Genomic DNA, 22,769 nt, shown 5'->3' with positions numbered 1-22,769 from the left:
CCGGAAATAACATCATGCTTAAAACGCTATCGATTCGTACCGGCTTGCTCTCTTTACTGGCCGTTATGACCCTTCTGCTGCTGATTGTCAGCGGCATTGGCATTTATGCCCTCACACAGAGTTCTTCGTCACTTCAGCGCATCAACCACCTTCAGGGTGAGCAGATGGTGCAGCTCAATTCTGGCTATACGCTGATCCTTCGTGCGCGCAACGAGGCGGGCCAGGCCGTCAGAATGATGGAAATTGGTCTGCTGGACGATGCCGCGAAATCGGTGAAAAGCATTAATCAGGAGATCGCCCTGGCGCAAAAAACGCTGAAAGGCGTGATCGACGCAGGCGTGGCCGATCCCCAGGGACAGCAGTTGCTGGATAAGGTGGCGGCCAGTCTGGCGGCTTATAACCAGCAGGGGATCAACCCAATGCTGAAAGCGCTGAACGAACAGAGCGCAGACAGCTATTACGATCTGCTGGAGAGTAAGCTCATTCCGGTGGCAAAGCAGTTTGATAACGATATGCAGGCGTTCCAGATGTGGAGCGACGCGCGCGGGAAAGCGGAAGTCAGCGCCGTGCAGTCGAGCAAAACGCGGGTTCTGATCCTGATCGTTGTCGCGGCGCTGCTGACGGCAGGTATCATTGTGCTGGCCTGGCTGGTGTTGCGCCACATGCTGCTCAAGCCGCTGTCGGCGTCGATTGCGCAGCTGGAAAACGTCGCCGCGGGGGATTTAACCCACACGCTGAATGCCCCGGCGAGCCAGGAGTTCAACCGTCTGAACGCTGCTATCGAAGGGATGCGTCAGTCGCTGATGCACTCGGTGCTGCGGGTCCGCGATGCCAGCTCGCAAATTGATACCGGCAGCCGCGAGCTGACGGCGGGAAACAGGGATCTTGCCGAGCGCACGGAATCCACCGCCACCTCGCTGGAGCAGACCGCCGCCAGCATGGAACAGATCACCGCCACGGTGAAACTCAACGCGGATAACGCCGAGCAGGCGCACCAGCTGGCGAAATCTGTCTCGGATACCGCCGATCACGGCAGCGAAATGGTCTGCTATGTAATTGAGAAAATGCGTGATATCTCCGGCAGCTCGGCGCGCATTGCTGACATACTGAGCGTTATTGACGGTATTGCCTTCCAGACCAATATTCTGGCGCTGAACGCCTCCGTGGAAGCGGCGCGTGCGGGCGAGCAGGGGCGCGGTTTTGCCGTCGTTGCGGGCGAGGTGCGCAATCTTGCCAGCCGCAGCGCTGATGCGGCAAAAGAGATCCGCTCGCTTATCAGCGACTCGCAGACTCACGTCAATGAGGGCAGTGAGCTGGCGCAGCAGGCAGGCGAAACGATGGATGAGATCGCCACCGAAGTGCTGCGCATGACCAAACTGATGCGCGAAATTGCTACCGCGTCTCAGGAACAGAGCCGTGGCATTGAACAGGTGAATATTGCGGTGAATCAGATGGATGAAACCGCGCAGCAGAATGCGGCGCTGGTGCAGCAATCCTCTGCCGCGACGCGCTCGCTGGAGGAGCAGTCGCGCCAGCTGATGGAAGCCATGTCATCATTCAAACTGACGACGCAGACTGCCGCATAATATTTCCCGGCCCTGGTGCACTCTGCGCCAGGGTATTATTCTCCGGCGAATTAATTGCGCTAATATTTTCGTGAATATTCCCAAGTAATATTTCCAGCGAGCGGGTTAAGGTTAACGCTTTTTCAGTCGGTTCAAGATATAACCCTTTGCGGAAAAATAGCGGCTCAGCAAAAAGCTGGCTAAAGCGCTTTAACGCCAGGCTCACGGCCGGGCGCGACATCTCCAGACGGACAGAGGCCTTCGCCATGCTGCCGCAGCGGATCACTTCAATAAAGACAGGAATAAGATTTAAATCAATGCCGGTATTGGCACGGGAATAGTTTTTCATCACGATTACGCTCCAGGAAATATCCGTCAAACTGTTATGGAAATAATGCAGGAGCGAATCTGAATATTAAAGCGTGTTTTTTATAAACACTTATACGGTAAAATATATAAATGGGTTGGGGAGCCAGACGGGCTCCCCGGGAGAGTGGTATTACGCGTCCGGATACTCACGGATAAAACGTTCAACGTCTTCAACCATATGGTTGTTGCCGACGAAGAAGGAACGACGCTGGTGCAGACTTTCTGGCACGATGTCCAGAATACGCTCTTTACCGTCGCTCGCCTTGCCGCCCGCCTGTTCAGCGAGGAACGCCATCGGGTTGCATTCATACAGCAGACGCAGCTTGCCGTCCGGGTGGCTGGCGGTGCTTGGGTAGAGGTAGATGCCGCCTTTCAGCAGGTTACGGTGGAAATCCGCAACCAGGGAACCGATATAGCGGGAGGTGTAAGGGCGCTGGGTGGCTTTATCTTCTTCCTGGCAGAATTTGATGTACTTCTTCACGCCAGTCGGGAACTTGATGTAGTTACCTTCGTTGATGGAGTAGGTGTTGCCCTTCTCCGGGAAGCGCATACGTTCCTGACACAGGCAGAAGACGCCCAGCGACGGATCGTAAGTAAAGGCATGAACGCCACAGCCGGTGGTATAGACCAGCATGGTGGAGGAGCCATACACGACATAACCGGCAGCAACCTGCTGACTGCCCGGCTGCAGGAAATCTTCTTCTGTCACCGGCGTGCCAACAGGCGTGACGCGGCGGTAGATGGAGAAAATGGTACCGACAGAAACGTTAACGTCGATGTTGGAGGAGCCGTCCAGCGGATCCATCAGAACAACGTATTTCGCGTGTTCACACCCTTCGAATACGACAATTTCATCTTCTTCTTCAGAGGCGATACCCGCAACGATGTCGCGCGCGCGCAGTGCAGCTTTCAGTTTTTCATTTGCGAACAGATCGAGTTTCTGTTGAACCTCGCCCTGAACGTTCTCGGCACCGCTGGCACCCAGGATATCGACCAGACCGGCCTTGTTGATATCACGGTGGATGATCTTAGCGCCCAGCTTTATTGCCGACAGTAAAGCAGTGAGTTCACCGGTAGCATGAGAAAACTCGTGCTGCTTTTCGACAATAAATTCACCTAACGTTTTCATAACACTTTCCCTGCATCTTTGTGAGTAGAGCGATTGTATGTTCACTAAAACGACTAATGCCCAACAATCTTAACAAATATTCAAATAGTAGCGCAGTGGTGAATCGCGCCAGCAATATACGGATTTACCTGAAATGCGTTTCACACCCGCTAACATGTGAGTAAAATGTGCGCCACATTGAAGAAGGATAGTGACGTATGCGCATTCATATATTGGGGATTTGTGGCACTTTCATGGGCGGACTGGCAATGCTGGCGCGCTCGCTGGGCCATGAAGTGACAGGTTCGGACGCCAATGTGTATCCGCCGATGAGCACGCTTCTGGAGAAACAGGGCATCTCTCTGATTCAGGGTTATGATGCCAGCCAGCTGGATCCCGCGCCGGATCTGGTGATCATTGGCAACGCCATGACGCGAGGTAATCCGTGCGTTGAGGCGGTACTGGAACGCAATATTCCGTTCATGTCTGGCCCACAGTGGCTGCATGATTTCGTCCTGCGCGACCGTTGGGTTGTCGCCGTGGCCGGTACGCACGGCAAAACCACCACCGCCGGTATGGCGACCTGGATCCTCGAAGCCTGTGGTTACAAGCCGGGCTTTGTGATCGGCGGCGTTCCGGGTAACTTCGACGTGTCTGCGCGTCTCGGTGACAGTCCGTTCTTTGTGATCGAAGCCGATGAGTACGACTGTGCGTTCTTCGACAAGCGCTCCAAGTTTGTACACTACTGCCCGCGCACGCTGATCCTCAACAACCTTGAGTTCGATCATGCGGATATCTTTGACGACCTGAAAGCCATTCAGAAACAGTTCCACCACCTGGTGCGCATCGTTCCGGGCCAGGGCCGTATTATCCTGCCGGAGAACGACATCAATCTTAAGCAGACCATGGCAATGGGCTGCTGGAGCGAGCAGGAGCTGGTGGGCGAGCAGGGCCACTGGCAGGCGAAAAAACGCAACGTGGATGCCTCGGAGTGGGAAGTGTGGCTCGACGGCGAGAAAGTGGGTGAGGTGAAGTGGGGCCTGGTTGGCGAACACAACATGCACAACGGCCTGATGGCGATCGCGGCCGCACGCCATGTGGGTGTTCAGCCTGCGGACGCGGCGAATGCACTGGGCTCGTTTATTAATGCCCGTCGCCGTCTGGAGTTGCGCGGTGAAGCACACGGCGTGACGGTGTATGACGATTTCGCACATCACCCAACCGCTATTCTGGCAACACTTGCAGCGTTACGCGGCAAGGTCGGCGGTACTGCGCGCATTCTGGCGGTGCTGGAGCCACGCTCTAACACCATGAAAATGGGCATCTGCAAAGACGATCTCGCGCCTTCCTTAGGACGTGCTGACGAAGTCTTCCTGCTGCAGCCACAGCATATTCCATGGCAGGTAGCTGAAGTGGCCGATGCCTGCATTCAGCCTGCGCACTGGAGTGCGGATGTTGATGCTCTGGCGGATATGGTGGTGAAAGCCGCTCAGCCGGGTGACCATATTCTGGTGATGAGTAACGGCGGTTTTGGTGGGATCCATCAGAAGCTGCTGGACGGTCTGGCGAAAAAGGCCGAGGCTGCAGAGTAAAAAAAGCCCGGTGGCGCTAGCGCTTACCGGGCCTCCATTCTCTCTTCTCCCTCTCCCCTTTGGGGAGAGGGCCGGGGTGAGGGGAACAGATTACTCTTCGTTCTCAGACAGCTCACGCAGATACTGGAAAATCAGTCGCGCGGACTTCGGCGGCTTATTCCCTTCTTTCTCTTTCTTCGCGTTACGGATCAAGGAACGCAGCTGCTGGCGGTCGGCATCCGGCCACAGGTTCAGGACTTCCGGTACGGCGTCATCACCCTGTTCAATCAGACGATCGCGGATCTGCTCCAGCTTGTGGAACAGCGCAACCTGCTGGTTGTGGCGGTTTTTCAGTTTATCCAGCGCCTGGCGGATCGGATCGACGTCGCGCTGACGCAGCATTTTACCGATAAGCTGAAGCTGGCGACGACGGCCTTCTTTTTTGATTTTCTGTGCCAGTTCAATGGCATCACGCAGATCCTGGTCGAGCGGGATCTTATCCAGCGCGTTTTTACCCAGTTCCACCATTTCTGCGCCAAGCTGTTTTAACTCTTCGGCGTCGCGTTTAATTTCACTTTTACTGACCCAGATGATCTCATCATCTTCGTCTTCGATGTCATCACCGGGAACGTCGTCGAGCCAGTCTTCGGGCTGCTTAGTCATGTCAGGCTCCTTAAAAAAAGAGGCTAATGTTACCAGTTAAGACGCGCACTGAAAAACGGTTCTCTGTTAGACTTCAGTTAACTCTCTCTTACAGTATGGCATTTGCGATGAAAGTAACCTCACAAGTTGAAGCGCAGCGTAAGATTCTGGAAGAAGCCGTCTCCACCGCGCTGACGCTCGCTTCAGGTAAATCAGATGGCGCCGAAGTGGCGGTCAGCAAAACCACCGGCATTAGCGTGAGCACCCGCTATGGCGAAGTGGAGAATGTAGAATTTAACAGCGATGGGGCGCTGGGGATCACGGTCTATCACCAGAATCGCAAAGGCAGCGCGTCGTCTACCGATCTCAGCTCCGATGCCATTGCCCGTACGGTGCAGGCGGCGCTGGATATTGCGCGTTACACCTCCCCGGATCCTTACGCTGGCGTGGCGGATAAAGATCTGCTGGCGTTTGACGCCCCGGATCTCGATCTTTTCCACCCGGCGGAAGTCACCCCGGATGAAGCCATCGAGCTGGCCGCGCGTGCCGAACAGGCGTCTTTGCAGGCGGATAAACGCATCACCAATACCGAAGGCGGCAGTTTCAATAGCCACTACGGCATCAAAGTCTTCGGCAACTCGCATGGCATGCTGCAGGGCTACTGCTCAACCCGTCACTCGCTCTCCAGCTGCGTGATCGCCGAAGAGAACGGCGATATGGAGCGGGATTACGCGTACACCATCGGCCGTGCGCTGGGCGATTTGCAGTCGCCGGAGTGGGTGGGTAAAGCGTGTGCCGAGCGCACGCTGTCTCGCCTGTCGCCGCGTAAGCTCTCCACCATGAAAGCCCCGGTCATTTTTGCCAATGAAGTGGCGACCGGTCTGTTTGGTCATCTGGTGGGGGCGATTGCCGGGGGATCGGTTTACCGTAAATCGACGTTCCTGCTCGACTCACTGGGCAAACAGATCCTGCCCGAATGGCTGACCATTGAAGAGCACCCGCATCTGCTGAAAGGGCTGGCCTCCACGCCATTCGACAGCGAAGGCGTGCGCACGGAACGCCGTGATATCGTCAAAGACGGTGTGCTGACCCAGTGGCTGCTGACCAACTACTCCGCGCGCAAGCTTGGGCTGAAAAGTACCGGGCATGCAGGCGGCATTCATAACTGGCGGATTGCCGGACAGGGCCTGAACTTTGAGCAGATGCTTAAAGAGATGGGCACCGGTCTGGTCGTCACAGAACTGATGGGCCAGGGCGTGAGCGGCATCACCGGGGATTACTCTCGCGGGGCGGCGGGTTTCTGGGTCGAAAACGGCGAAATTCAGTATCCGGTAAGCGAAATTACCATTGCCGGCAACCTGAAGGATATGTGGCGCAATATCGTTACGGTCGGTAACGATATTGAAACACGTAGCAATATACAGTGTGGTTCTGTATTACTGCCGGAAATGAAAATCGCCGGCCAGTAATACCCGAAAAGCGTTTTAATAATAAAAAAAGGAAGTGAGCAATGCGTAAACATCTGTTAGCGATCGTCGCGGCTTCAACGCTGGTTCTTGGCTCTTCTGCGTTTGCTGCCGATCTTGAAGATAACATGGATATCCTCAGTGAAAACCTGAAGGTCGTTCAGAAGACGGACAATGCGGCGGAAATGAAAGGCGCTTTGACCAAAATGCGTGAAGCGGCGCTGGACGCGCAAAAAGCGACACCGCCAAAGCTGGAAAGCAAAGCGGCAGACAGCGCAGAGATGAAAGACTACCGCCACGGTTTTGACGTGCTGGTTGGTCAGATTGACGGCGCGCTGAAGCTCGCTAACGAAGGCAAAGTGAAGGAAGCCCAGGCGGCAGCCGACCAGTTTGTCGCGACGCGTAACACGTATCACAAAAAGTATCGTTAATTGGGTGCCTGAGCTGTACGTCCTTTCCCGTATGCGGGGGCGCAGTTAGCGCCCCCGCATCTTTGCTCCCTACTTGCCGGAGCGACACTCCATCCGCGCGGTCACTTCAAGCGAGCCGTTTCGAAAACGGATCTCGCACAGTGTTTTCCTCGTCACCAGCGTTAAGATGATTATCGTCAAAGAAATAATCATCAAAACCCTGATACTTGGGGATTGGCGTTTCATGGATGCCTCCTTGCTGTAAAGCGGGCGAGGTAGCGAACTCCACGGTCCGACGTGTCGTTTCGAGCCCCCGCCCTGATTTTTTATCAGGCGGGGCTTTCCACTTTCCGTCCCATGCCTGAGACGGTCAGTCTCAAGCACCCGCCGCCACTCTAGCGAATCCCCATAAGAAAACCTTATCCACGTCACATTTCTACGAGTCGGCTCGTAATCTTTTCCGCTTCGCTCTCCCCATATTTGCCGTCAGATAACGTGATATTCATCACGTAAATACAGCGATTTATCCAGATTCAGCCTATTTATGTGGCACAGATCACTGCTGCGGCTCGCCTTTCCACTTCGAAGTGGAAAACAACTCGCTACAAACCCGCCATCGCCAACGTTAGTTTTATTCCAGAGCCATTAACGGGGTAAGACCAGTGAGTAACGGAGCGGTAATGAACGACGTTGGGGATCAGGCGGAGCAAACAGAAAAGCTCGCGAACACCATGCTGCAGCAGGTTTATGCCCTGCTGGCCCGGCACAACATCATCCCCAATGCAGTACAGGAACAGATGCTCACCTCCCATGTCCGCGCGATGGCGCACCGGTCCGTGACCGGCGAGCCGCTACCGGAAGTGGAGGCAGAGCTGTTCGACGAAATTTCACCGGATTCAATGCGGCTCGCCCGTGAAGTGGTAGCGCAGTTTGGCAATCTTCCTGACGAAGAAGCCTGGCTGCTCTCCGTTCACTTTGAAGTCGCGAAAGACAACCTTTAAGGAGCAACACATGGAACAGATTACAGTCGTGATTGGCGATCGCCTGGGTAAAGGCCAGAAAGTGGCTGCCGGTGTGGAAAAAGCGGGTGGACGTGCGGTTGTCGTGCCGGGTATGGCGGCAGATATGAAACTCGGCGACGTCATGAAAGCGGAAAACGCCACCTTCGGCATCTCCTTCTGCGGCAGCGGCGGCGCGGGTGCCATCACGGCGCAAACCAAATATGGCTACAAAGCGAAATACGGCATGCGCTCCGTGGATGAGGGGGTGACCGCCATCAACGAAGGCTGCAACGTGCTGGGCTTTGGCTTTATGGATAAAGAAGAGCTGGGTGAGCGTCTGGTGCAGGCGTGGCAGAAGAAGCACGGCGCATAAGCATGAAAGAACAGTTCACAACCACGGTGAGAGTGAAGGGGAAGGGCGACGCCAAAGCGCGCGCCTTTGCCGACGCGCTCAACCACGTTCAGGCCGCGGTGATGAAAGCCTCACCGCATATCTTACTGCGTATTGAGCCACAGGATGTGCAGGTCGTTCAGGCGCAAGAAGCGGTGCGTAAAGAAGCCTTTCTGTTCTTCTTTTTGCGCCGGGAAAGACGCACCTACAGCGTGGAGCTGGATGTGACCGTCAACGTGACCGCCATCAATCTTGACCAGGTGGATTTCGTCACGCAACGCTGATTATTCATAAAAGGGCAGACTGATGTTCTTAATTATATTAATAAAATCGCTCATCATTGGCGGCCTGGTGGGCGTCGGTGTGGGGGCCGGGGCTGCACGCATGTTTCATGCGCCTACCACTCAGGGGATGGGCGCGTTTCGTACGTTGGGGGAACTGAACTCCTGCGAAGGGGATCCAGCGTCCCACTTCTCCTTTGGGTTAGGCTTCTTCTTTAACGCCTGGGCCTCTTCCGTGGCCGCAGGTGCCTTCACACAGGACGTAGACCACCGCATCATCCCAAACTGGGGTGCCGCAGCCTTGATGATCAAAAACCGTAACGTCGGCGAAACGCTGCACGATCCCCGCAAAATGGCGATTGCCTGCGGCATCATCGGCATGATTGTCGTCACCTTCCTTAACCTGACTGCCTCCTCCGTGCCGGCCGCGCTGCAGGTCACCGCCGTGAAGGTACTGGTACCGGCGGCGAACCTGCTGGTGAACACCGTGATGCCGGTGATCTTCTGGCTGGCGGCCATCGACGCGGGTAAAAAATCCGGCTTCTGGGCCACCATTTTCGGCGGCGCGGCGCAGCTGATCATGGGCAACGCCGTACCGGGCCTGGTATTGGGGATCCTGATCGGTAAAGGCGTGGAAGAGAGCGGCTGGAACCACGTCACCAAAGTGATGATGGCGGCCATCGTTCTGCTGTTCGTGCTGAGCGGCTTCTTCCGCGGCTTCGACATGAAGATGATCGAATCCTTCCATCTGACCGTGCCGAACTGGCTCGACATGATCCACAACTCGCTCAGCGGTAAATAACAGGAGCCTCTGAATGGAACAGAATAAAGGTTTTTGGTATGCCGACTGGTCGTTCCCGATCTTCGTTGGCCTGCTCTCCTCCGGCGTATTTGCCGGGACGCACATGTACTACCTCTACGGCATTGGTGCGTTTAACGAAGTGGCCTTCGTGGCGATGCTGAAGGCGGGGATTGATACCGGCGTCTACGGCGCGGTGGCGGCGTTCGGCGCGAGCTTCCTGTTCGCCCGTATTATCGAAGGCTCGCTGGTCGGTATTCTTGATATCGGCGGGGCGATCCAGACCGGCGTGGGTCTTGGTGTGCCGGCACTGCTGTTGGGCGCGGGGATCATGTTCCCGGTGACCAACTTCATTGCCGCGCTCATTACCGGCCTGGTGATTGGTCTGGCGATCGGCTACGTCATCATCCTGGCGCGTAAGTTCACCATCAACCAGAGCAACTCCACCTACGGGGCGGACGTGATGATGGGCGCGGGCAATGCCTCCGGTCGTTTTCTGGGGCCGTTGATTATCCTCAGCGCCATGACCGCTTCCATTCCGATTGGCGTCGGTTCCCTGCTGGGCGCGCTGCTGTTCTACATCTGGCAGAAGCCGATCACCGGCGGTGCCATCCTTGGCGCCATGATTTTAGGCTGGCTGTTCCCGGTCGCCCTTTAATACCTGCGGGCGCGCTGGCGCCCGCCTTATCAGGAGAACCCCATGTTTGATTTACTCCTGCGCCGTGCGCGCCTTAGCGACGATACCCTGACCGATATCGCCATTCTGGACGGGAAAATTGCCGCAACAGGCGACATAGACGCTCCCGCCCGCAAAACGGTGGAGCTGAACGGTGACGTATTCGTCAGCGCAGGCTGGATCGACTCCCACGTCCACTGCTACCCGAACTCCCCCATTTACCACGACGAACCGGACAGCGTGGGTATTGCCACCGGCGTCACCACCGTGGTGGATGCGGGCAGTACCGGTGCCGACGACGTGGACGATTTCTACGACATCACCCGCAAAGCCTCAACCGAGGTCTTTGCCCTGCTGAATATCTCCCGCGTGGGGCTGATTGCCCAGAACGAGCTGGCCAATATGGCGAATATTGATGCCGATGCCGTGAAGCAGGCGGTGAAACGCCATCCTGACTTTATCGTCGGGCTGAAAGCGCGCATGAGCAGCAGCGTGGTGGGTGAAAACGGTATTACGCCGCTGGAGCGCGCCAAAGCCATTCAGAAAGAGAACGGCGACCTGCCGCTGATGGTGCACATTGGCAATAACCCGCCGAATCTGGATGAAATTGCCGAGCTGCTGAGCTCGGGCGACATCATTACCCACTGCTACAACGGCAAGCCAAACCGCATTCTGACGCCCTCCGGCGAACTGCGCGCCTCCATTACCTCTGCCCTGAAACGCGGCGTGCGGCTGGACGTCGGTCACGGTACGGCGAGCTTCAGCTTTGAAGTGGCGAAACGCGCTATCGCGATGGGCATTCTGCCGCACACCATCAGCTCGGATATCTACTGCCGCAACCGCATCAATGGCCCGGTGGGCTCGCTGGCAAGCGTGATGTCGAAATTCCTCGCCATCGGCATGTCATTGCCGCAGGTGATTGATTGCGTCACCGCCAACGCCGCCGACGGCCTGCGCCTGACGCGCAAAGGGCGTATCGAACCCGGCCTCGACGCCGACCTGACGCTGTTCACCCTTAAACGCCAGCCAACGCTGCTGGTGGATGCCGAAAACGACAGCCTGCAGGCTGAACACATTCTGGTGCCGCTTGCCGCGATCCGCGCGGGCAAGGGCTACATGACCGAACAAGGGAGCACGGAACATGCCTTCGATTTATGAGAAGTACCACTTAAAGCAAGTCATCAACACCTCTGGCCGCATGACGGCGCTGGGTGTCTCCACGCCACGCCCTGAAGTGGTGCAGGCGGCGATGGACGGCATGAATCACTATTTCGAGATGAAGGATCTGGTCAACAAAACCGGGGAATACATCGCGAAGCTGCTGGAGGTGGAAGGGGCGACGGTGGTCTCCTGCGCGTCGGCGGGCATTGCCCAGTCCGTGGCGGCGGTGCTGGTAAAAGACAGCGACTGGCTGCTGGAAAACCTGCACGTCACTCCAGTTGAGAACAACGAAATCGTGCTGCCGAAAGGCCACAACGTTAACTTTGGCGCGCCGGTGGGCACCATGGTGGCGCTGGGCGGCGGCAAGCTGGTGGAAGCGGGTTACGCCAACGAATGCTCAGCCGATCAACTTGCGGCGGCCATCACCCCGCGCACGGCGGCGATCCTCTATATCAAATCACACCACTGCGTGCAGAAAAGCATGCTCAGCGTTGAGCAGGCAGCGGTTGTGGCGCGCAAACACGATCTGCCCCTGATCGTCGATGCCGCAGCGGAAGAAGATCTGCATACCTATTACCGCTCCGGTGCCGACCTGGTGATCTACAGCGGCGCGAAGGCAATTGAAGGGCCAACCAGCGGGCTGGTGATCGGCAAGACCCAGTACGTTGAGTGGGTGAAGCGCCAGACGGCGGGCATTGGCCGCGCCATGAAGGTGGGTAAAGAGGGGATCCTCGGCCTGACCTGCGCCATCGAACACTATCTGACGGCGACCAAAGAGAGCGGGGCGGAGATGGTGGCGAAGATGACGCCGTTTATCGATGCGCTCAACACCCTTAACGGCGTCACCGCGCGCGTGGTCTGGGACAGTGCCGGTCGCGATATCGCGCGTACCGAGATTAAGTTTGACGAAGCCGTAACCGGCATCGGCACCGGCGAGCTGGTGAATGCCCTGAAGCAGGGCGAATACGCCATTTATTTCCGCGGCTACAAGGCCAACGAAGGGATTATCGAAGCGGACGTGCGCAGCGTGAACGCTGACCAGCTGAACATTGTGTACCGCCGCATAAGCGAAGTGTTAGGACAGGAGAAAAAGGCATGAAACTGACCCCCAATTTTTACCGTGACCGCGTCTGCCTGAACGTGCTGGCAGGCTCAAAAGCGAACGCCAGCGCCATTTACGAGGCGGCGGAAGGTCATGTGCTGGTGGGCGTGCTCTCCAAAAATTACCCGGACGTGGCCAGTGCGGTTGCTGATATGCGTGAGTACGCGGCGCTGATTGATAACGCGCTCTCGGTAGGCCTGGGGGCGGGCGACCCGAACCAGTCGGCGATGGTGAGCGAAATCTCCCGTCAGGTGCAGCCGCAGCACGTTAACCAGGTTTTCACCGGCGTGGCCACCAGCCGTGCGCTGCTGGGGCAGAATGAATCGGTGGTCAACGGTCTGGTCTCCCCAACCGGCACCGTCGGGATGGTGAAAATCTCCACCGGCCCGCTGAGCAGCGCGGCACCGGACGGCATTGTGCCGGTTGAAACGGCGATCGCCCTGCTGAAAGACTTTGGCGGCAGTTCAGTCAAATACTTCCCGATGGGCGGCCTGAAGTGCCGTGACGAATACCAGGCCGTGGCGGAAGCCTGCGCCCGTCACGACTTCTGGCTGGAGCCGACCGGGGGGATCGATCTGGAAAACTACGAGGCGATCCTGCAGATCGCCCTGGACGCGGGCGTGAGCAAAATCATTCCGCATATTTACAGCTCGATTATCGACAAAGCCAGCGGCGATACGCGTCCGGATGATGTGCGTACGCTGCTTGCGATGACGAAGACGCTGGTGAAGTAAAAACTGCCCCTCACCCCGGCCCTCTCCCTTTGGGAGAGGATTAGGGTGAGGGGAAACACACCGCACCAACCTGAAGGAGCCACCATGCACACCCGTACCTTGCTTGTCGCTTCACTCTCTTTACTGGCTAACGCCGCTATCGCCCAGACGCAGTACGCCTGGGTCGGCACCTACAACCCCAACGGGGAAGGGCTGTACCGCTTTACTGTGGACCCGCACACCGGTGCGCTCAGCGATAAAATGCTGGTCAGCAAGCTACCGAATGCCGCGCAACTGACCGTCTCTCACGATGGCAAAATGCTGTATCTGGCAAGCGAAGTGGAGCAGGGCGTAGTGCAGGCGCTGCGTATTGGTGCCAGCGGCGAACTGAGCGAGATGAATCAGATCTCCTCCGGTGGTGCGGGACCGGTGTATCTGTCGCTCACGCCGAACGGGCGTCATCTGCTGGTGGCAAACTACGTAAGTGGATCGATCGCCGTGCTGCCGATCAAAGCCGATGGCAGCCTGGGTGACGCCACGGACAAACGTCAGGATCAGGGCGAACCGGGGGCGGCAAAACCGGAAGCCGCTGTGGAGGGCAGTTTTGCCATCAGCGATCATAATGGCCCCCATGCGCACATGATCGCCGCCGATCCGAGCGGGAAATATGTGTTTTCCACCGATCTGGGGCTGGATCGTATCTACCAGTACCGCTTTGACGATCGAACCGGCAAGCTGACGCCGAACGATCCGCCGTTTATCAGCGCCTCCTCAAAAGGGGCCGGGCCGCGGCACTTTGTCTTTACGCCGAAGGGGGATGCGCTGTGGCTGATTAATGAAGAGGCGTCAACGCTCACCCATTATACGCTGGACAGCAACGGCAGGCTGAAAGAGGGCAAAACGCTCTCCGCGCTGCCAGAAGGTTACAAAGGCACCAGTTTTGCGGCCGGGCTGGTGCTGAGCTCAGATGGTAAACAGCTGTATGTGGCTAACCGTTTGCATAACAGCATCGGCCACTTTACCGTAACAGCGGAGGGCACGCTGACGCATCAGGACGATGTCTGGACGCGTGGCGACCACCCGCGCACCCTGACGCTCGATAAACAGGGGCGCTGGCTGTACGTCATGAACCAGCGCAGCGACAACATTACCCGTTTCCGCGTCGGTCAGGACGGCAAGCTAAGCTTTGAGTCAGACTATACCCCGGTCGGCAGCCCATCCCAGATGGTCATTTCACCCTGAGCAGTAAGAGGACAACGACGTGCGATTTCCGAACCAACGTTTAGCGCAACTTTTCGATCTGTTGCAAAACGAGACGCTGCCGCAGGACGAGCTGGCGCAGCGGCTGTCGGTCTCCACGCGAACCGTCCGGGCGGATATTTCCGCCCTGAACGCGCTGCTGGCAAGCCACGGCGCGCAGTTTATCCTTAGCCGTGGCAATGGCTATCAGCTCAAAATTGACGATGCGGCGCGGTATCAAGAGCTGCAGGCTTCCCATCCGCGCGCGCTGCGTATCCCCCGCACCGGGCCGGAGCGCGTGCATTATCTGGTGGTGCGTTTTCTCACCTCGGCGTTTTCACTCAAGCTGGAAGACCTGGCCGATGAGTGGTTCGTCAGCCGCGCCACGCTGCAGAGCGACATGGTGGAGGTGCGGGAGTGGTTCCACCGCTACAACCTGACGCTGGAAACGCGTCCACGCCACGGCATGAAGCTGTTTGGCAGTGAGATGGCGACCCGCGCCTGTCTGACCGATCTGCTCTGGGAGCTGGCCCAGCAGGACAGCCTGAACCCGCTGGTGACCGACGTGGCGCTCAATGCCGGAGTAGCAGAGCAGATGGTGCCCGTACTGCACGAGGCGCTGACGCGTCATCACATCCGCCTGACCGATGAAGGCGAGCTGTTTCTGCGACTCTACTGCGCGGTGTCGGTGCGCCGCATCAGTGAAGGTTACCCGCTGCCGGAATTCCACGCCGAAGATGTGGAAGAGAACGTGCGTGACGCGGCGAAAGATATCGCGGTGACCATCCAGCAACTGGCGGGCAAAGCGCTTTCCCCTTCGGAAGAGAGCTGGCTGTGCGTGCATATCGCCGCGCGGCAAATCCAGGATATCGCACCGAGCGCCATCAATGCGGATGACGACGAAGCGCTGGTCAACTACATCCTGCGCTATATCAACACCCACTATAACTACAACCTGCTCAGCGACGAGCAGCTGCATGCGGATCTGCTTACCCATATCAAAACCATGATCACCCGCGTGCGGTATCAAATCATGATCCCGAATCCGCTGCTGGATAACATCAAGCAGCACTATCCGATGGCGTGGGATATGACGCTGGCGGCAGTCTCAAGCTGGGGCAAATACACGCCGTATGTGATCAGCGAAAACGAGATTGGCTTCCTGGTGCTGCATATTGGCGTCGGGCTGGAGCGCCACTATAACATTGGCTACCAGCGCCAGCCGCGCGTGCTGCTGGTGTGCGATGCCGGTAATGCCATGGTGCGCATGATTGAGGCGGTGCTGCAGCGCAAATACCCGCAGATTGAGGTCACACGCACGCTTACGCTTCGCGAGTACGAGCAGACGGAAACCATTAGCGAAGACTTTGTGATCTCAACCGCCCGCGTCAGTGAAAAGTCTAAGCCGGTGGTGATGATTGCCCCGTTCCCGACGGACTACCAGCTGGAGCAGATTGGCAAGCTGGTGCTGGTGGACAGAACCCGTCCGTGGATGCTGGATAAATACTTCGATGCCGCGCATTTCCGCATTCTCAACACTCCGGTGGACCAGCAAACGCTGTTCCGCGAGCTCTGCGTTCAGCTTGAAGAAGAGGGCTTTGTCGGGGCGGAGTTCCTCGACTCGGTCGTTGAACGTGAAGCCATCGTCAGCACTATGCTTGGCGACGGCATCGCGCTACCGCACTCACTGGGTCTGCTGGCACATAAAACGGTGGTCTATACCGTGCTCGCCCCGCACGGCGTCCTGTGGGGCGACGAAACCGCCCACGTCATCTTCCTGCTCGCCATCAGCAAAAGCGAATACGAAGAGGCGATGGCGATCTACGATATTTTCGTCACCTTCCTGCGCGAGCGTGCGATGTCACGGCTCTGTAGCTGCGGTGATTTTGCCGGGTTTAAGGCAGTGGCGATGGAGAGTTTGAGCCGGTTTTGAAAAGAGGGCGGATAGAGGATATCCGCCGTCGATCACCGTAGATGATGCACAACCTGGTTACTGCTGCCGCGCCAGATAAGCGCCGGGTCTTTTAAATCCTGCACAAATTTGCCGTCAACCAGCACGTTAATTAGATCCACCACTTCCTTTTGCTGAGCATTCAGTTCATCCAGCTTATAGCCCGTCCAGACCCAGATATCTTTTCCTGCGCACTCGCGGCGAATGCGTTTCACCAGCTTCAGGATCTCCGGCACGTTTTGCGGATGCAGCGGATCGCCGCCGGAGAGCGAAATCCCCTGGCGTTTGATGCGGGTGTCGTTGAGATCGTTAATGATCCGGTCTTCCATCCCGGCGGTAAACGGCATGCCGGAATTGAGGCGCCAGGTACTTTTGTTGTAGCAACCAGGGCATTCGTGCACGCAGCCTGAGACAAAAAGAGTGCAGCGGGTGCCGGGGCCGTTAACGATGTCGACGGGGTAGTACTGGTGATAGTTCATAGTGTTAACCTGATGTGATGCCTTTAACCCTCATCCCGGCCCTCTCCCACGGGGAGAGGGGGAAGAGTTCCCTCTCCCTTGAGGGAGAGGGCCAGGGTGAGGGGGAGAACACGGAACTTACCCGATCTGCCCATTCCCTAAATGCTTCACGCGGCGTTTCACCTCTTCCTGCTTGCCGGCGTTGAACGGACGCGCATCCGGGCTGCCAAGATAGCCGCACACGCGGCGGGTCACCGATACGCGGGCCGCATCGTGGTTGCCGCATTTCGGGCAGGTAAAGCCTTTACTGGTACACTCAAACTCGCCGGTAAAGCCGCACTCGTAGCACTCGTCGATAGGCGTGTTGGTGCCGTAATACGGCACGTGCTGATAGCTATAATCCCACACGTCTTCCAGCGCCTTCAGGTTATGCTGGATGTTCGGATACTCGCCGTAGCAGATAAAGCCGCCGCTGGCGATAGGGGGATAGGCCGCTTCAAAGTCGATCTTGTCGTACGGGTTCACCTTTTTCTCCACGTCCAGGTGGAAGCTGTTGGTGTAGTAACCTTTGTCGGTCACCCCTTCCACAATACCGAACTCGGCGGTGTCCAGACGGCAGAATCGGTCGCACAGGTTTTCGCTCGGCGTGCTGTACAGGCTAAAGCCGTAGCCGGTCTCTTCTTTCCACTGGTCAACGGCATCGCGCAGACGCTGAACAATGGCGATGCCTTTCTCGCGCAGGGCGTCGCTGTCATACATATGCGTGTTACCAAACAGCGCGTTGATGGTTTCGTGAATGCCGATATAGCCCAGCGAGATCGACGCACGACCGTTTTTGAAGATCTCAGACACGTCGTCGTCCGCTTTCAGACGCACGCCGCAGGCCCCTTCCATATAGAGGATCGGCGCCACGCGCGCCTTGACTCCTTCCAGACGGGCGATGCGGGTCATCAGCGCTTTACGCGCCAGCTGTAAACGCTCATCCAGCAGCGTCCAGAAGGCCGCTTCATTCCCTTTCGCCTCCAGCGCGATGCGCGGCAGGTTCAGGCTGATCACACCCAGGTTGTTGCGGCCGTCATGCACCTGCTCACCGTTTTCGTCCTCATACACGCCGAGGAAGCTGCGGCAGCCCATCGGGGTTTTAAACGAACCGGTGACTTTCACCACCTGGTCGTAGTTCAGAATGTCCGGATACATGCGCTTGCTCGCGCACTCCAGCGCCAGCTGTTTAATGTCGTAGTTCGGGTCACCAAACTTATGGTTCAGGCCGTCGCGGATGGCGAACACCAGTTTCGGGAACACTGCCGTTTTGCGGTTTTTGCCAAGACCGGAGATACGGTTACGCAGAATAGACTGCTGAATCAGGCGCGATTCCCAGCTGGTTCCCAGACCAAAGCCGAACGTGACAAACGGCGTCTGACCATTAGCGGTATGCAGCGTGTTCACCTCGTACTCCAGCGACTGGAACGCGTCATAGCACTCTTTCTCGGTGCGGGAATGGGCGTAGCCGTCGGCATCGGGGATCTGCCACTCTTCCGCCGTTTTACGGTGCTTCTTAAAGCTGGCGGTGACAAACGGGGCCAGCACTTCATCTATGCGGTTAATGGTGGTGCCGCCGTAAATGTGGCTCGCGACCTGGGCGATAATCTGCGCCGTGACGGCCGTCGCCGTGGAGATGGACTTCGGTGGCTCAATTTCGGCGTTACCCATTTTAAAACCGTGGGTCAGCATGCCTTTCAGGTCGATCAGCATGCAGTTGAACATCGGGAAGAACGGCGAGTAATCAAGATCGTGGTAGTGGATCTCACCGCGCTCGTGCGCCGACACCACGTCGCGCGGCAGCAGATGCTGACGGGCGTAGTGTTTGGCGACAATACCGGCCAGCAGATCGCGCTGGGTCGGGATCACCTTGCTGTCTTTATTGGCGTTTTCATTGAGCAGGGCGGAGTTGGTCTGTTCGACCAGGCCCCGGATCTCCTGATTCAGGCGGCCGCGCTTCTCACGCTGGACGTCGCGGTCGTGGCGGTACTCAATATAAGCGCGCGCTAACTGCTTGTAAGGACCAGACATCAGCTGGTTCTCAACCGCAGTCTGGATCTCGCTGATATCCACCTGGCTGCGTTCGTTCATCTGGCGGCTAACGACGTCTGCGACGGTGGCGCAGTAATCTGCGTCATCGACTCCCGCTGCTTTCGCTGCACGCAGAATGGCTTCCTGAATGCGCTCTGATTTAAACGGCACTTTACAGCCATCACGTTTCATCACATGCGGTGTCATGATCACTCCATTTTAAAAACAGGTTATCCACAGAGGTGGGGAAGTATGCACCGGATGGATTATCAGCCAGCCCAATGACTTCCCGCGTTCCCGACCCTTGTTATCCACAATTCCGGAGAGCGGAGTCGCCGTCTTGTTGTTGGAATAGTAGACGATAAATACAAGATGTTGGGTCGGCCAGCATTTTAAGTTCTATATATAGTGATTTGCATCAAACATGTTTGCGATTTTTTTGATTCAGAACAAAGTAAAAAGACGAGAGTACACACGGCGGGCGCTGGAGCGAATGTAAATCCGCAAAGGAAAAATCTGATTAATTATTCAACAAAAACAGTAAAGTACACCGGGCGCCGCTGTCGCGCCCGGCGGGAGATTACGCCTGTAGCCACCAGACGGCTTCAAACGGACGTAGCGTGGTGGGGTGGGGGGCCGGGTAGTTACTCATGACGGCTTGCCACTCACCGCTGAGAACGTCGGATTCCCATTCATGAGACTGATGGCTGAGGTTAGCCACCACCACCAGGGTTTGCCCCTGCCACTGGCGGCGATAACACCACAGGGACGGATGTTCCGGCAGCAGATCCTGATAATCGCCCCATGTCAGCACCGGCAGGGTTTTGCGCAGGCGAATCAGCGACTGGTAGGAATAAAACACCGAATCAGGATCGTCCAGCGCCGCGCGGGCGTTGACCGTCTCGTAGTTGTCGCAGACGCCAATCCACGGCTCACCTTCGGTAAAGCCCGCATTGTGCGAGGCATCCCACTGCATCGGCGTGCGCCCGTTATCACGCGACTTACTCGCCAGAATCGCCAGTAATTCGTTCGGATCGCGGCCGTTAGCCCGCAGTTCGGCGAACATGTTCAGGCTTTCCACGTCGCGGTAATCGGTGATGCGGCTGAAGTGCGGGTTGGTCATGCCCAGCTCTTCCCCCTGATAGATATACGGCGTGCCCTGCATCCCGTGCAGCACCATGCCGAGCATCTTCGCCGCCGGTACGCGGTGTTCGCCTTCATCGCCAAAGCGCGACACAATGCGCGGCTGATCGTGGTTACACCAGAACAGCGCGTTCCACGCTTTGTTATGCATCCCCTGCTGCCAGTGGTTGAAGAGGGTTTTTAGCGCCACGAAATCCGGTTTTGCCAGCGTCCATTTTTCGCCGCCGGGGTAATCCACCTTCAGATGATGGAAGTTAAAGGTCATCGACAGTTCGCGCCCGTCGAGAGACGCATACTGCTGGCAGTTCTCCAGCGAGGTGGAGGACATCTCGCCCACCGTCATCAGATTACGCGGCGTAAAAACGTCGCGGCTCATCTCCTGGAGATATTCATGAATGCGCGGCCCGTCAGTATAGAAGCGGCGACCGTCGCCAATATCGTCATTCGGGAAAGCCTGATCTTTCGAAATCAGGTTAATCACATCCAGACGCAGGCCGTCCACGCCGCGATCGGCCCAGAACTCGCACACCTTTTTCAGCTCGGCGCGCACGGCCGGATTCTCCCAGTTGAGATCCGCCTGCTCCGGGGCGAAGAGGTGCAGATAATACTGCTCGCTCTCGGCGTGCCAGCGCCAGGCGTTGCCGCCGAATTTGGAGCGCCAGTTGTTGGGAAGCTGCTCCAGCGTGCCATCGCGCCAGATATAAAACTGGCGGTACGGGCTGGCTTTATTCAGTGATTCACGGAACCAGGCGTGCTGGGTCGACGTGTGGTTAAACACCATATCCAGCACGATGCGAATGCCGCGTTCATGCGCCTGGGCGACCAGCTCGTCAAAGTCATCCAGCGTGCCGTACGCCGGGTCGATGGCGGTGTAATTCGCCACGTCGTAGCCATTATCCACCTGCGGGGAGATGTAAAACGGCGTCAGCCAGATGGCGTCAATACCCAGGGTTTTCAGGTAGTCCAGCCGCTGCGTCACGCCGCGCAAATCGCCGGTGCCGCTGCCGGTCGTGTCCTGAAAACTTTTTGGGTAAATCTGATAGATGACGCCGTTCTGCCACCAGTGAGGAAGGGTATTCATAATGCGTTCCTGCAAATGCGAAGGGGCGCAACTGCGCCCCGAAAGATGAAGTTAAACAATCTGCAGCGCGCCCTGACGGAACTTACGCTGGTAAACCACGGTGGTGAGCGCCATAGGGACGATGATCGCGATGGCCATCGCCAGGGCAAACACCTGCCAGAAAGTAGGCTGAATGGAGAGAATACCCGGCAGGCCACCGACGCCGATACCGTTCGCCATCACGCCGTTGAGACCACACACGAGACCCGCCAGACCCGAGCCGATCATGGCGCAGAGCATCGGGAAGCGGTATTTCAGGTTGATACCGTACATCGCCGGTTCGGTAACGCCGAGATACGCGGAGATGGCGGCCGGAACGGAAATTTCACGCTCGTTATGCTTACGGCTGACCAGAATAATGCCCGTTACGGCAGATGCCTGAGCGATGTTAGACAGCGCGATAATCGGCCAGACCGGCGTGCCGCCAAGGCTCTGGATCATCTGCATATCAATCGCCAGCGTGGTCTGGTGTACGCCGGTGATCACCAGCGGGGCGTACAGGAAGCCGAACAGCGCGGCACCAATCGGCGCGAAGCTGCCGGTCATCAGGTGACGGACGGCAAAGGCCACGCCGTCGCCGATCATGCGGCCAAACGGACCGATAAAGGCGTGCGCCAGGAACACCGCCAGGATCAGCGAGCAGACCGGCACCACCACCAGATAGAGGTAATCCGGCACAATGCGTTTCAGGCGCGTCTCAATAAAGCCCAGCGCCAGACCCGCCAGCAGTGCCGGGATAACCTGCGCCTGATAGCCCACTTTGGCGATGGTGAACAGGCCAAAGTTCCACACTTCCGGCGCCTGCTGACCAAGTAAGTAAGCGTTCATTAACTGCGGAGAGACCAGCGTTACGCCGAGTACGATACCCAGAATCGGGGTACCGCCCATTTTGCGTACGGCGGACCAGCAAATCCCCACCGGCAGATAGAAGAAGATCGCTTCACCAATCAGCCACAGGAAGTCGTAAATGGTTTTCAGCGCCGGGTACATCTGCGCCAGGGTTTTGCCGTCGCTCATCGGCACATCACCGATGACGTTACGGAAGCCTAAAATTAAGCCCCCGCTGATCAGCGCCGGCAGCAGCGGGAAGAAGATCTCTGCGAAGTGGGAGATAAGCTGCTCGTGCCATTTCATATTCTGGCGCGCGGCCTTTTTAGCCTGCTCTTTATCCGCCGCGCTATGCCCGGTAGTGGCGAGCAGAGCCTGATAGTAATCGCCCACTTCGGTACCAATAACCACCTGGAACTGCCCGGCGTTGGTGAAGCAGCCTTTCACCATCGAAAGCGCTTCAATCGCTTTCGGATCGGCTTTAGCCGGATCGTTCAGCACGAAGCGCAGGCGGGTAATGCAATGGCTGACCGTCGCGATGTTTTCGCGACCGCCCACCAGGACGATCAGCTGATCGATATCTGCTTGTTTGACTTTACTCATCATGAAACCTCATGACAGATGGGAAGGGTGTAATGACCTGAGCGCAAGCCTACTCCTTCAGCGGGACGGCGAAAATGGGAACGTTCCCGAAACCGGGCGAAG

The 22,769-nt window shown here is 57.3% G+C and carries 22 protein-coding genes; 14 read left to right on the top strand and 8 right to left on the bottom strand.

Going from position 1 to position 22,769, the window contains the following annotated elements; all coding sequences use genetic code 11:
• Nucleotides 1–14 precede the first annotated feature (14 nt).
• On the top strand, nt 15–1,586 hold the full coding sequence (locus ACTJJI_RS11610) for a methyl-accepting chemotaxis protein (protein ID WP_046887604.1): 1,572 nt from the start codon (nt 15–17) through the stop codon (nt 1,584–1,586).
• Here the strand turns inward: ACTJJI_RS11610 and ACTJJI_RS11605 are convergent.
• On the bottom strand, nt 1,558–1,914 hold the full coding sequence (locus tag ACTJJI_RS11605; RefSeq protein ID WP_440654214.1) for a LysR family transcriptional regulator: 357 nt from the start codon (nt 1,912–1,914) through the stop codon (nt 1,558–1,560). The two genes, ACTJJI_RS11610 and ACTJJI_RS11605, sit on opposite strands and share 29 nt — an antisense overlap.
• A gap of 150 nt (nt 1,915–2,064) precedes the next feature.
• Entirely contained in the window at nt 2,065–3,063 is a 999-nt protein-coding gene (gene fbp / locus ACTJJI_RS11600; RefSeq protein WP_013095345.1) for a class 1 fructose-bisphosphatase, read from the bottom strand.
• A 197-nt stretch (nt 3,064–3,260) separates the two neighbouring features.
• Between fbp and mpl the strand changes: the two genes are divergently transcribed.
• Nucleotides 3,261–4,634, top strand: coding sequence for a UDP-N-acetylmuramate:L-alanyl-gamma-D-glutamyl-meso-diaminopimelate ligase (gene mpl / locus ACTJJI_RS11595; RefSeq protein ID WP_014830439.1), 1,374 nt, complete (start codon nt 3,261–3,263; stop codon nt 4,632–4,634).
• Nucleotides 4,635–4,724: 90 nt separating this feature from the next.
• Here the strand turns inward: mpl and yjgA are convergent, their stop codons facing one another.
• Nucleotides 4,725–5,276 carry a ribosome biogenesis factor YjgA gene (yjgA, locus tag ACTJJI_RS11590; RefSeq protein WP_008501414.1) on the bottom strand — a complete coding sequence of 184 codons (552 nt, stop codon included), beginning with the start codon at nt 5,274–5,276 and terminating at the stop codon, nt 4,725–4,727.
• Between the two features lie 95 nt (nt 5,277–5,371).
• Here yjgA and pmbA point away from each other — a divergent pair, with 95 nt between their 5' ends.
• Both pmbA and cybC read left to right on the top strand, forming a co-directional pair.
• Nucleotides 5,372–6,724, top strand: a complete 1,353-nt coding sequence (pmbA, locus tag ACTJJI_RS11585) for a metalloprotease PmbA (protein WP_440654131.1) — start codon at nt 5,372–5,374, stop codon at nt 6,722–6,724.
• Between the two features lie 41 nt (nt 6,725–6,765).
• Nucleotides 6,766–7,152, top strand: coding sequence for a cytochrome b562 (gene cybC, locus ACTJJI_RS11580; protein WP_014830441.1), 387 nt, complete (start codon nt 6,766–6,768; stop codon nt 7,150–7,152).
• Between the two features lie 69 nt (nt 7,153–7,221).
• On the opposite strand, the gene ACTJJI_RS11575 is transcribed toward cybC, so the two are convergent.
• Nucleotides 7,222–7,377 (bottom strand): Hok/Gef family protein, encoded by a 156-nt coding sequence (locus ACTJJI_RS11575; RefSeq protein WP_046887605.1) that lies wholly within the window; start codon nt 7,375–7,377, stop codon nt 7,222–7,224.
• Nucleotides 7,378–7,793: 416 nt separating this feature from the next.
• Here ACTJJI_RS11575 and ACTJJI_RS11570 point away from each other — a divergent pair, with 416 nt between their 5' ends.
• The 10 genes from ACTJJI_RS11570 to ACTJJI_RS11525 all read left to right on the top strand — a co-directional run bounded on the left by ACTJJI_RS11570 (nt 7,794) and on the right by ACTJJI_RS11525 (nt 16,427).
• Entirely contained in the window at nt 7,794–8,132 is a 339-nt protein-coding gene (locus ACTJJI_RS11570; RefSeq protein WP_028027887.1) for a glycine dehydrogenase, read from the top strand.
• 10 nt (nt 8,133–8,142) lie between these two features.
• Nucleotides 8,143–8,505, top strand: a complete 363-nt coding sequence (locus tag ACTJJI_RS11565; RefSeq protein ID WP_006179053.1) for an SFCGS family glycine-rich protein — start codon at nt 8,143–8,145, stop codon at nt 8,503–8,505.
• 2 nt (nt 8,506–8,507) lie between these two features.
• Nucleotides 8,508–8,807: a DUF4312 family protein gene (locus ACTJJI_RS11560; RefSeq protein ID WP_006810338.1), complete on the top strand. Its 300-nt coding sequence runs from the start codon at nt 8,508–8,510 to the stop codon at nt 8,805–8,807.
• A gap of 22 nt (nt 8,808–8,829) precedes the next feature.
• Complete coding sequence (locus ACTJJI_RS11555; RefSeq protein WP_006810337.1) at nt 8,830–9,606, top strand: DUF4311 domain-containing protein; 777 nt, start codon at nt 8,830–8,832, stop codon at nt 9,604–9,606.
• A 13-nt stretch (nt 9,607–9,619) separates the two neighbouring features.
• Complete coding sequence (locus ACTJJI_RS11550; RefSeq protein ID WP_008501407.1) at nt 9,620–10,261, top strand: DUF4310 family protein; 642 nt, start codon at nt 9,620–9,622, stop codon at nt 10,259–10,261.
• A gap of 42 nt (nt 10,262–10,303) precedes the next feature.
• Complete coding sequence (locus tag ACTJJI_RS11545) at nt 10,304–11,437, top strand: amidohydrolase/deacetylase family metallohydrolase (protein ID WP_440654126.1); 1,134 nt, start codon at nt 10,304–10,306, stop codon at nt 11,435–11,437.
• Nucleotides 11,421–12,539, top strand: coding sequence for a DgaE family pyridoxal phosphate-dependent ammonia lyase (locus ACTJJI_RS11540; protein ID WP_046887608.1), 1,119 nt, complete (start codon nt 11,421–11,423; stop codon nt 12,537–12,539). The genes ACTJJI_RS11545 and ACTJJI_RS11540 overlap by 17 nt, the downstream gene beginning before the upstream one ends.
• A complete protein-coding gene (gene dagF, locus ACTJJI_RS11535; protein WP_014830446.1) occupies nt 12,536–13,276 on the top strand; it encodes a 2-dehydro-3-deoxy-phosphogluconate aldolase in 741 nt (246 codons plus the stop codon). The genes ACTJJI_RS11540 and dagF overlap by 4 nt, the downstream gene beginning before the upstream one ends.
• A gap of 84 nt (nt 13,277–13,360) precedes the next feature.
• Nucleotides 13,361–14,497 (top strand): lactonase family protein, encoded by a 1,137-nt coding sequence (locus tag ACTJJI_RS11530; protein ID WP_440654123.1) that lies wholly within the window; start codon nt 13,361–13,363, stop codon nt 14,495–14,497.
• A 19-nt stretch (nt 14,498–14,516) separates the two neighbouring features.
• On the top strand, nt 14,517–16,427 hold the full coding sequence (locus ACTJJI_RS11525) for a BglG family transcription antiterminator (protein ID WP_440654121.1): 1,911 nt from the start codon (nt 14,517–14,519) through the stop codon (nt 16,425–16,427).
• 32 nt (nt 16,428–16,459) lie between these two features.
• Here ACTJJI_RS11525 and nrdG read toward each other — a convergent pair whose 3' ends face one another.
• From nrdG to treB, 4 genes are all read right to left on the bottom strand, one after another.
• The gene (nrdG, locus tag ACTJJI_RS11520; protein WP_440654119.1) at nt 16,460–16,924 is read right to left on the bottom strand and encodes an anaerobic ribonucleoside-triphosphate reductase-activating protein; all 465 of its coding nucleotides are present in this window, start codon (nt 16,922–16,924) and stop codon (nt 16,460–16,462) included.
• Between the two features lie 117 nt (nt 16,925–17,041).
• Entirely contained in the window at nt 17,042–19,180 is a 2,139-nt protein-coding gene (nrdD, locus tag ACTJJI_RS11515; RefSeq protein ID WP_014830450.1) for an anaerobic ribonucleoside-triphosphate reductase, read from the bottom strand.
• Between the two features lie 373 nt (nt 19,181–19,553).
• Nucleotides 19,554–21,197: an alpha,alpha-phosphotrehalase gene (treC, locus tag ACTJJI_RS11510; RefSeq protein ID WP_440654117.1), complete on the bottom strand. Its 1,644-nt coding sequence runs from the start codon at nt 21,195–21,197 to the stop codon at nt 19,554–19,556.
• 51 nt (nt 21,198–21,248) lie between these two features.
• Complete coding sequence (treB, locus tag ACTJJI_RS11505) at nt 21,249–22,667, bottom strand: PTS trehalose transporter subunit IIBC (protein ID WP_096927904.1); 1,419 nt, start codon at nt 22,665–22,667, stop codon at nt 21,249–21,251.
• Nucleotides 22,668–22,769: the final 102 nt, after the last annotated feature.

Source organism: Enterobacter sp. 22466, assembly GCF_052044775.1.
GTDB classification, from domain to species: domain Bacteria; phylum Pseudomonadota; class Gammaproteobacteria; order Enterobacterales; family Enterobacteriaceae; genus Enterobacter; species Enterobacter dissolvens.
Note: the sequence above shows the minus strand (reverse complement) of the source record. Positions and strands in the feature narration are given on the sequence as shown.

What these genes read in the sequence shown, in the direction of transcription:
- ACTJJI_RS11530 (WP_440654123.1), top strand. Translation starts at nt 13,361, where the DNA reads ATGCACACCCGTACCTTGCTTGTCGCTTCACTCTCTTTACTGGCTAAC.
- pmbA (WP_440654131.1), top strand. Translation starts at nt 5,372, where the DNA reads ATGGCATTTGCGATGAAAGTAACCTCACAAGTTGAAGCGCAGCGTAAG.
- nrdD (WP_014830450.1), bottom strand. Translation starts at nt 19,180, where the DNA reads ATGACACCGCATGTGATGAAACGTGATGGCTGTAAAGTGCCGTTTAAA.
- ACTJJI_RS11555 (WP_006810337.1), top strand. Translation starts at nt 8,830, where the DNA reads ATGTTCTTAATTATATTAATAAAATCGCTCATCATTGGCGGCCTGGTG.
- dagF (WP_014830446.1), top strand. Translation starts at nt 12,536, where the DNA reads ATGAAACTGACCCCCAATTTTTACCGTGACCGCGTCTGCCTGAACGTG.
- ACTJJI_RS11565 (WP_006179053.1), top strand. Translation starts at nt 8,143, where the DNA reads ATGGAACAGATTACAGTCGTGATTGGCGATCGCCTGGGTAAAGGCCAG.
- ACTJJI_RS11610 (WP_046887604.1), top strand. Translation starts at nt 15, where the DNA reads ATGCTTAAAACGCTATCGATTCGTACCGGCTTGCTCTCTTTACTGGCC.
- fbp (WP_013095345.1), bottom strand. Translation starts at nt 3,063, where the DNA reads ATGAAAACGTTAGGTGAATTTATTGTCGAAAAGCAGCACGAGTTTTCT.
- mpl (WP_014830439.1), top strand. Translation starts at nt 3,261, where the DNA reads ATGCGCATTCATATATTGGGGATTTGTGGCACTTTCATGGGCGGACTG.
- ACTJJI_RS11540 (WP_046887608.1), top strand. Translation starts at nt 11,421, where the DNA reads ATGCCTTCGATTTATGAGAAGTACCACTTAAAGCAAGTCATCAACACC.
- yjgA (WP_008501414.1), bottom strand. Translation starts at nt 5,276, where the DNA reads ATGACTAAGCAGCCCGAAGACTGGCTCGACGACGTTCCCGGTGATGAC.
- cybC (WP_014830441.1), top strand. Translation starts at nt 6,766, where the DNA reads ATGCGTAAACATCTGTTAGCGATCGTCGCGGCTTCAACGCTGGTTCTT.
- treB (WP_096927904.1), bottom strand. Translation starts at nt 22,667, where the DNA reads ATGAGTAAAGTCAAACAAGCAGATATCGATCAGCTGATCGTCCTGGTG.
- ACTJJI_RS11545 (WP_440654126.1), top strand. Translation starts at nt 10,304, where the DNA reads ATGTTTGATTTACTCCTGCGCCGTGCGCGCCTTAGCGACGATACCCTG.
- nrdG (WP_440654119.1), bottom strand. Translation starts at nt 16,924, where the DNA reads ATGAACTATCACCAGTACTACCCCGTCGACATCGTTAACGGCCCCGGC.
- ACTJJI_RS11550 (WP_008501407.1), top strand. Translation starts at nt 9,620, where the DNA reads ATGGAACAGAATAAAGGTTTTTGGTATGCCGACTGGTCGTTCCCGATC.
- treC (WP_440654117.1), bottom strand. Translation starts at nt 21,197, where the DNA reads ATGAATACCCTTCCTCACTGGTGGCAGAACGGCGTCATCTATCAGATT.
- ACTJJI_RS11605 (WP_440654214.1), bottom strand. Translation starts at nt 1,914, where the DNA reads ATGAAAAACTATTCCCGTGCCAATACCGGCATTGATTTAAATCTTATT.
- ACTJJI_RS11575 (WP_046887605.1), bottom strand. Translation starts at nt 7,377, where the DNA reads ATGAAACGCCAATCCCCAAGTATCAGGGTTTTGATGATTATTTCTTTG.
- ACTJJI_RS11560 (WP_006810338.1), top strand. Translation starts at nt 8,508, where the DNA reads ATGAAAGAACAGTTCACAACCACGGTGAGAGTGAAGGGGAAGGGCGAC.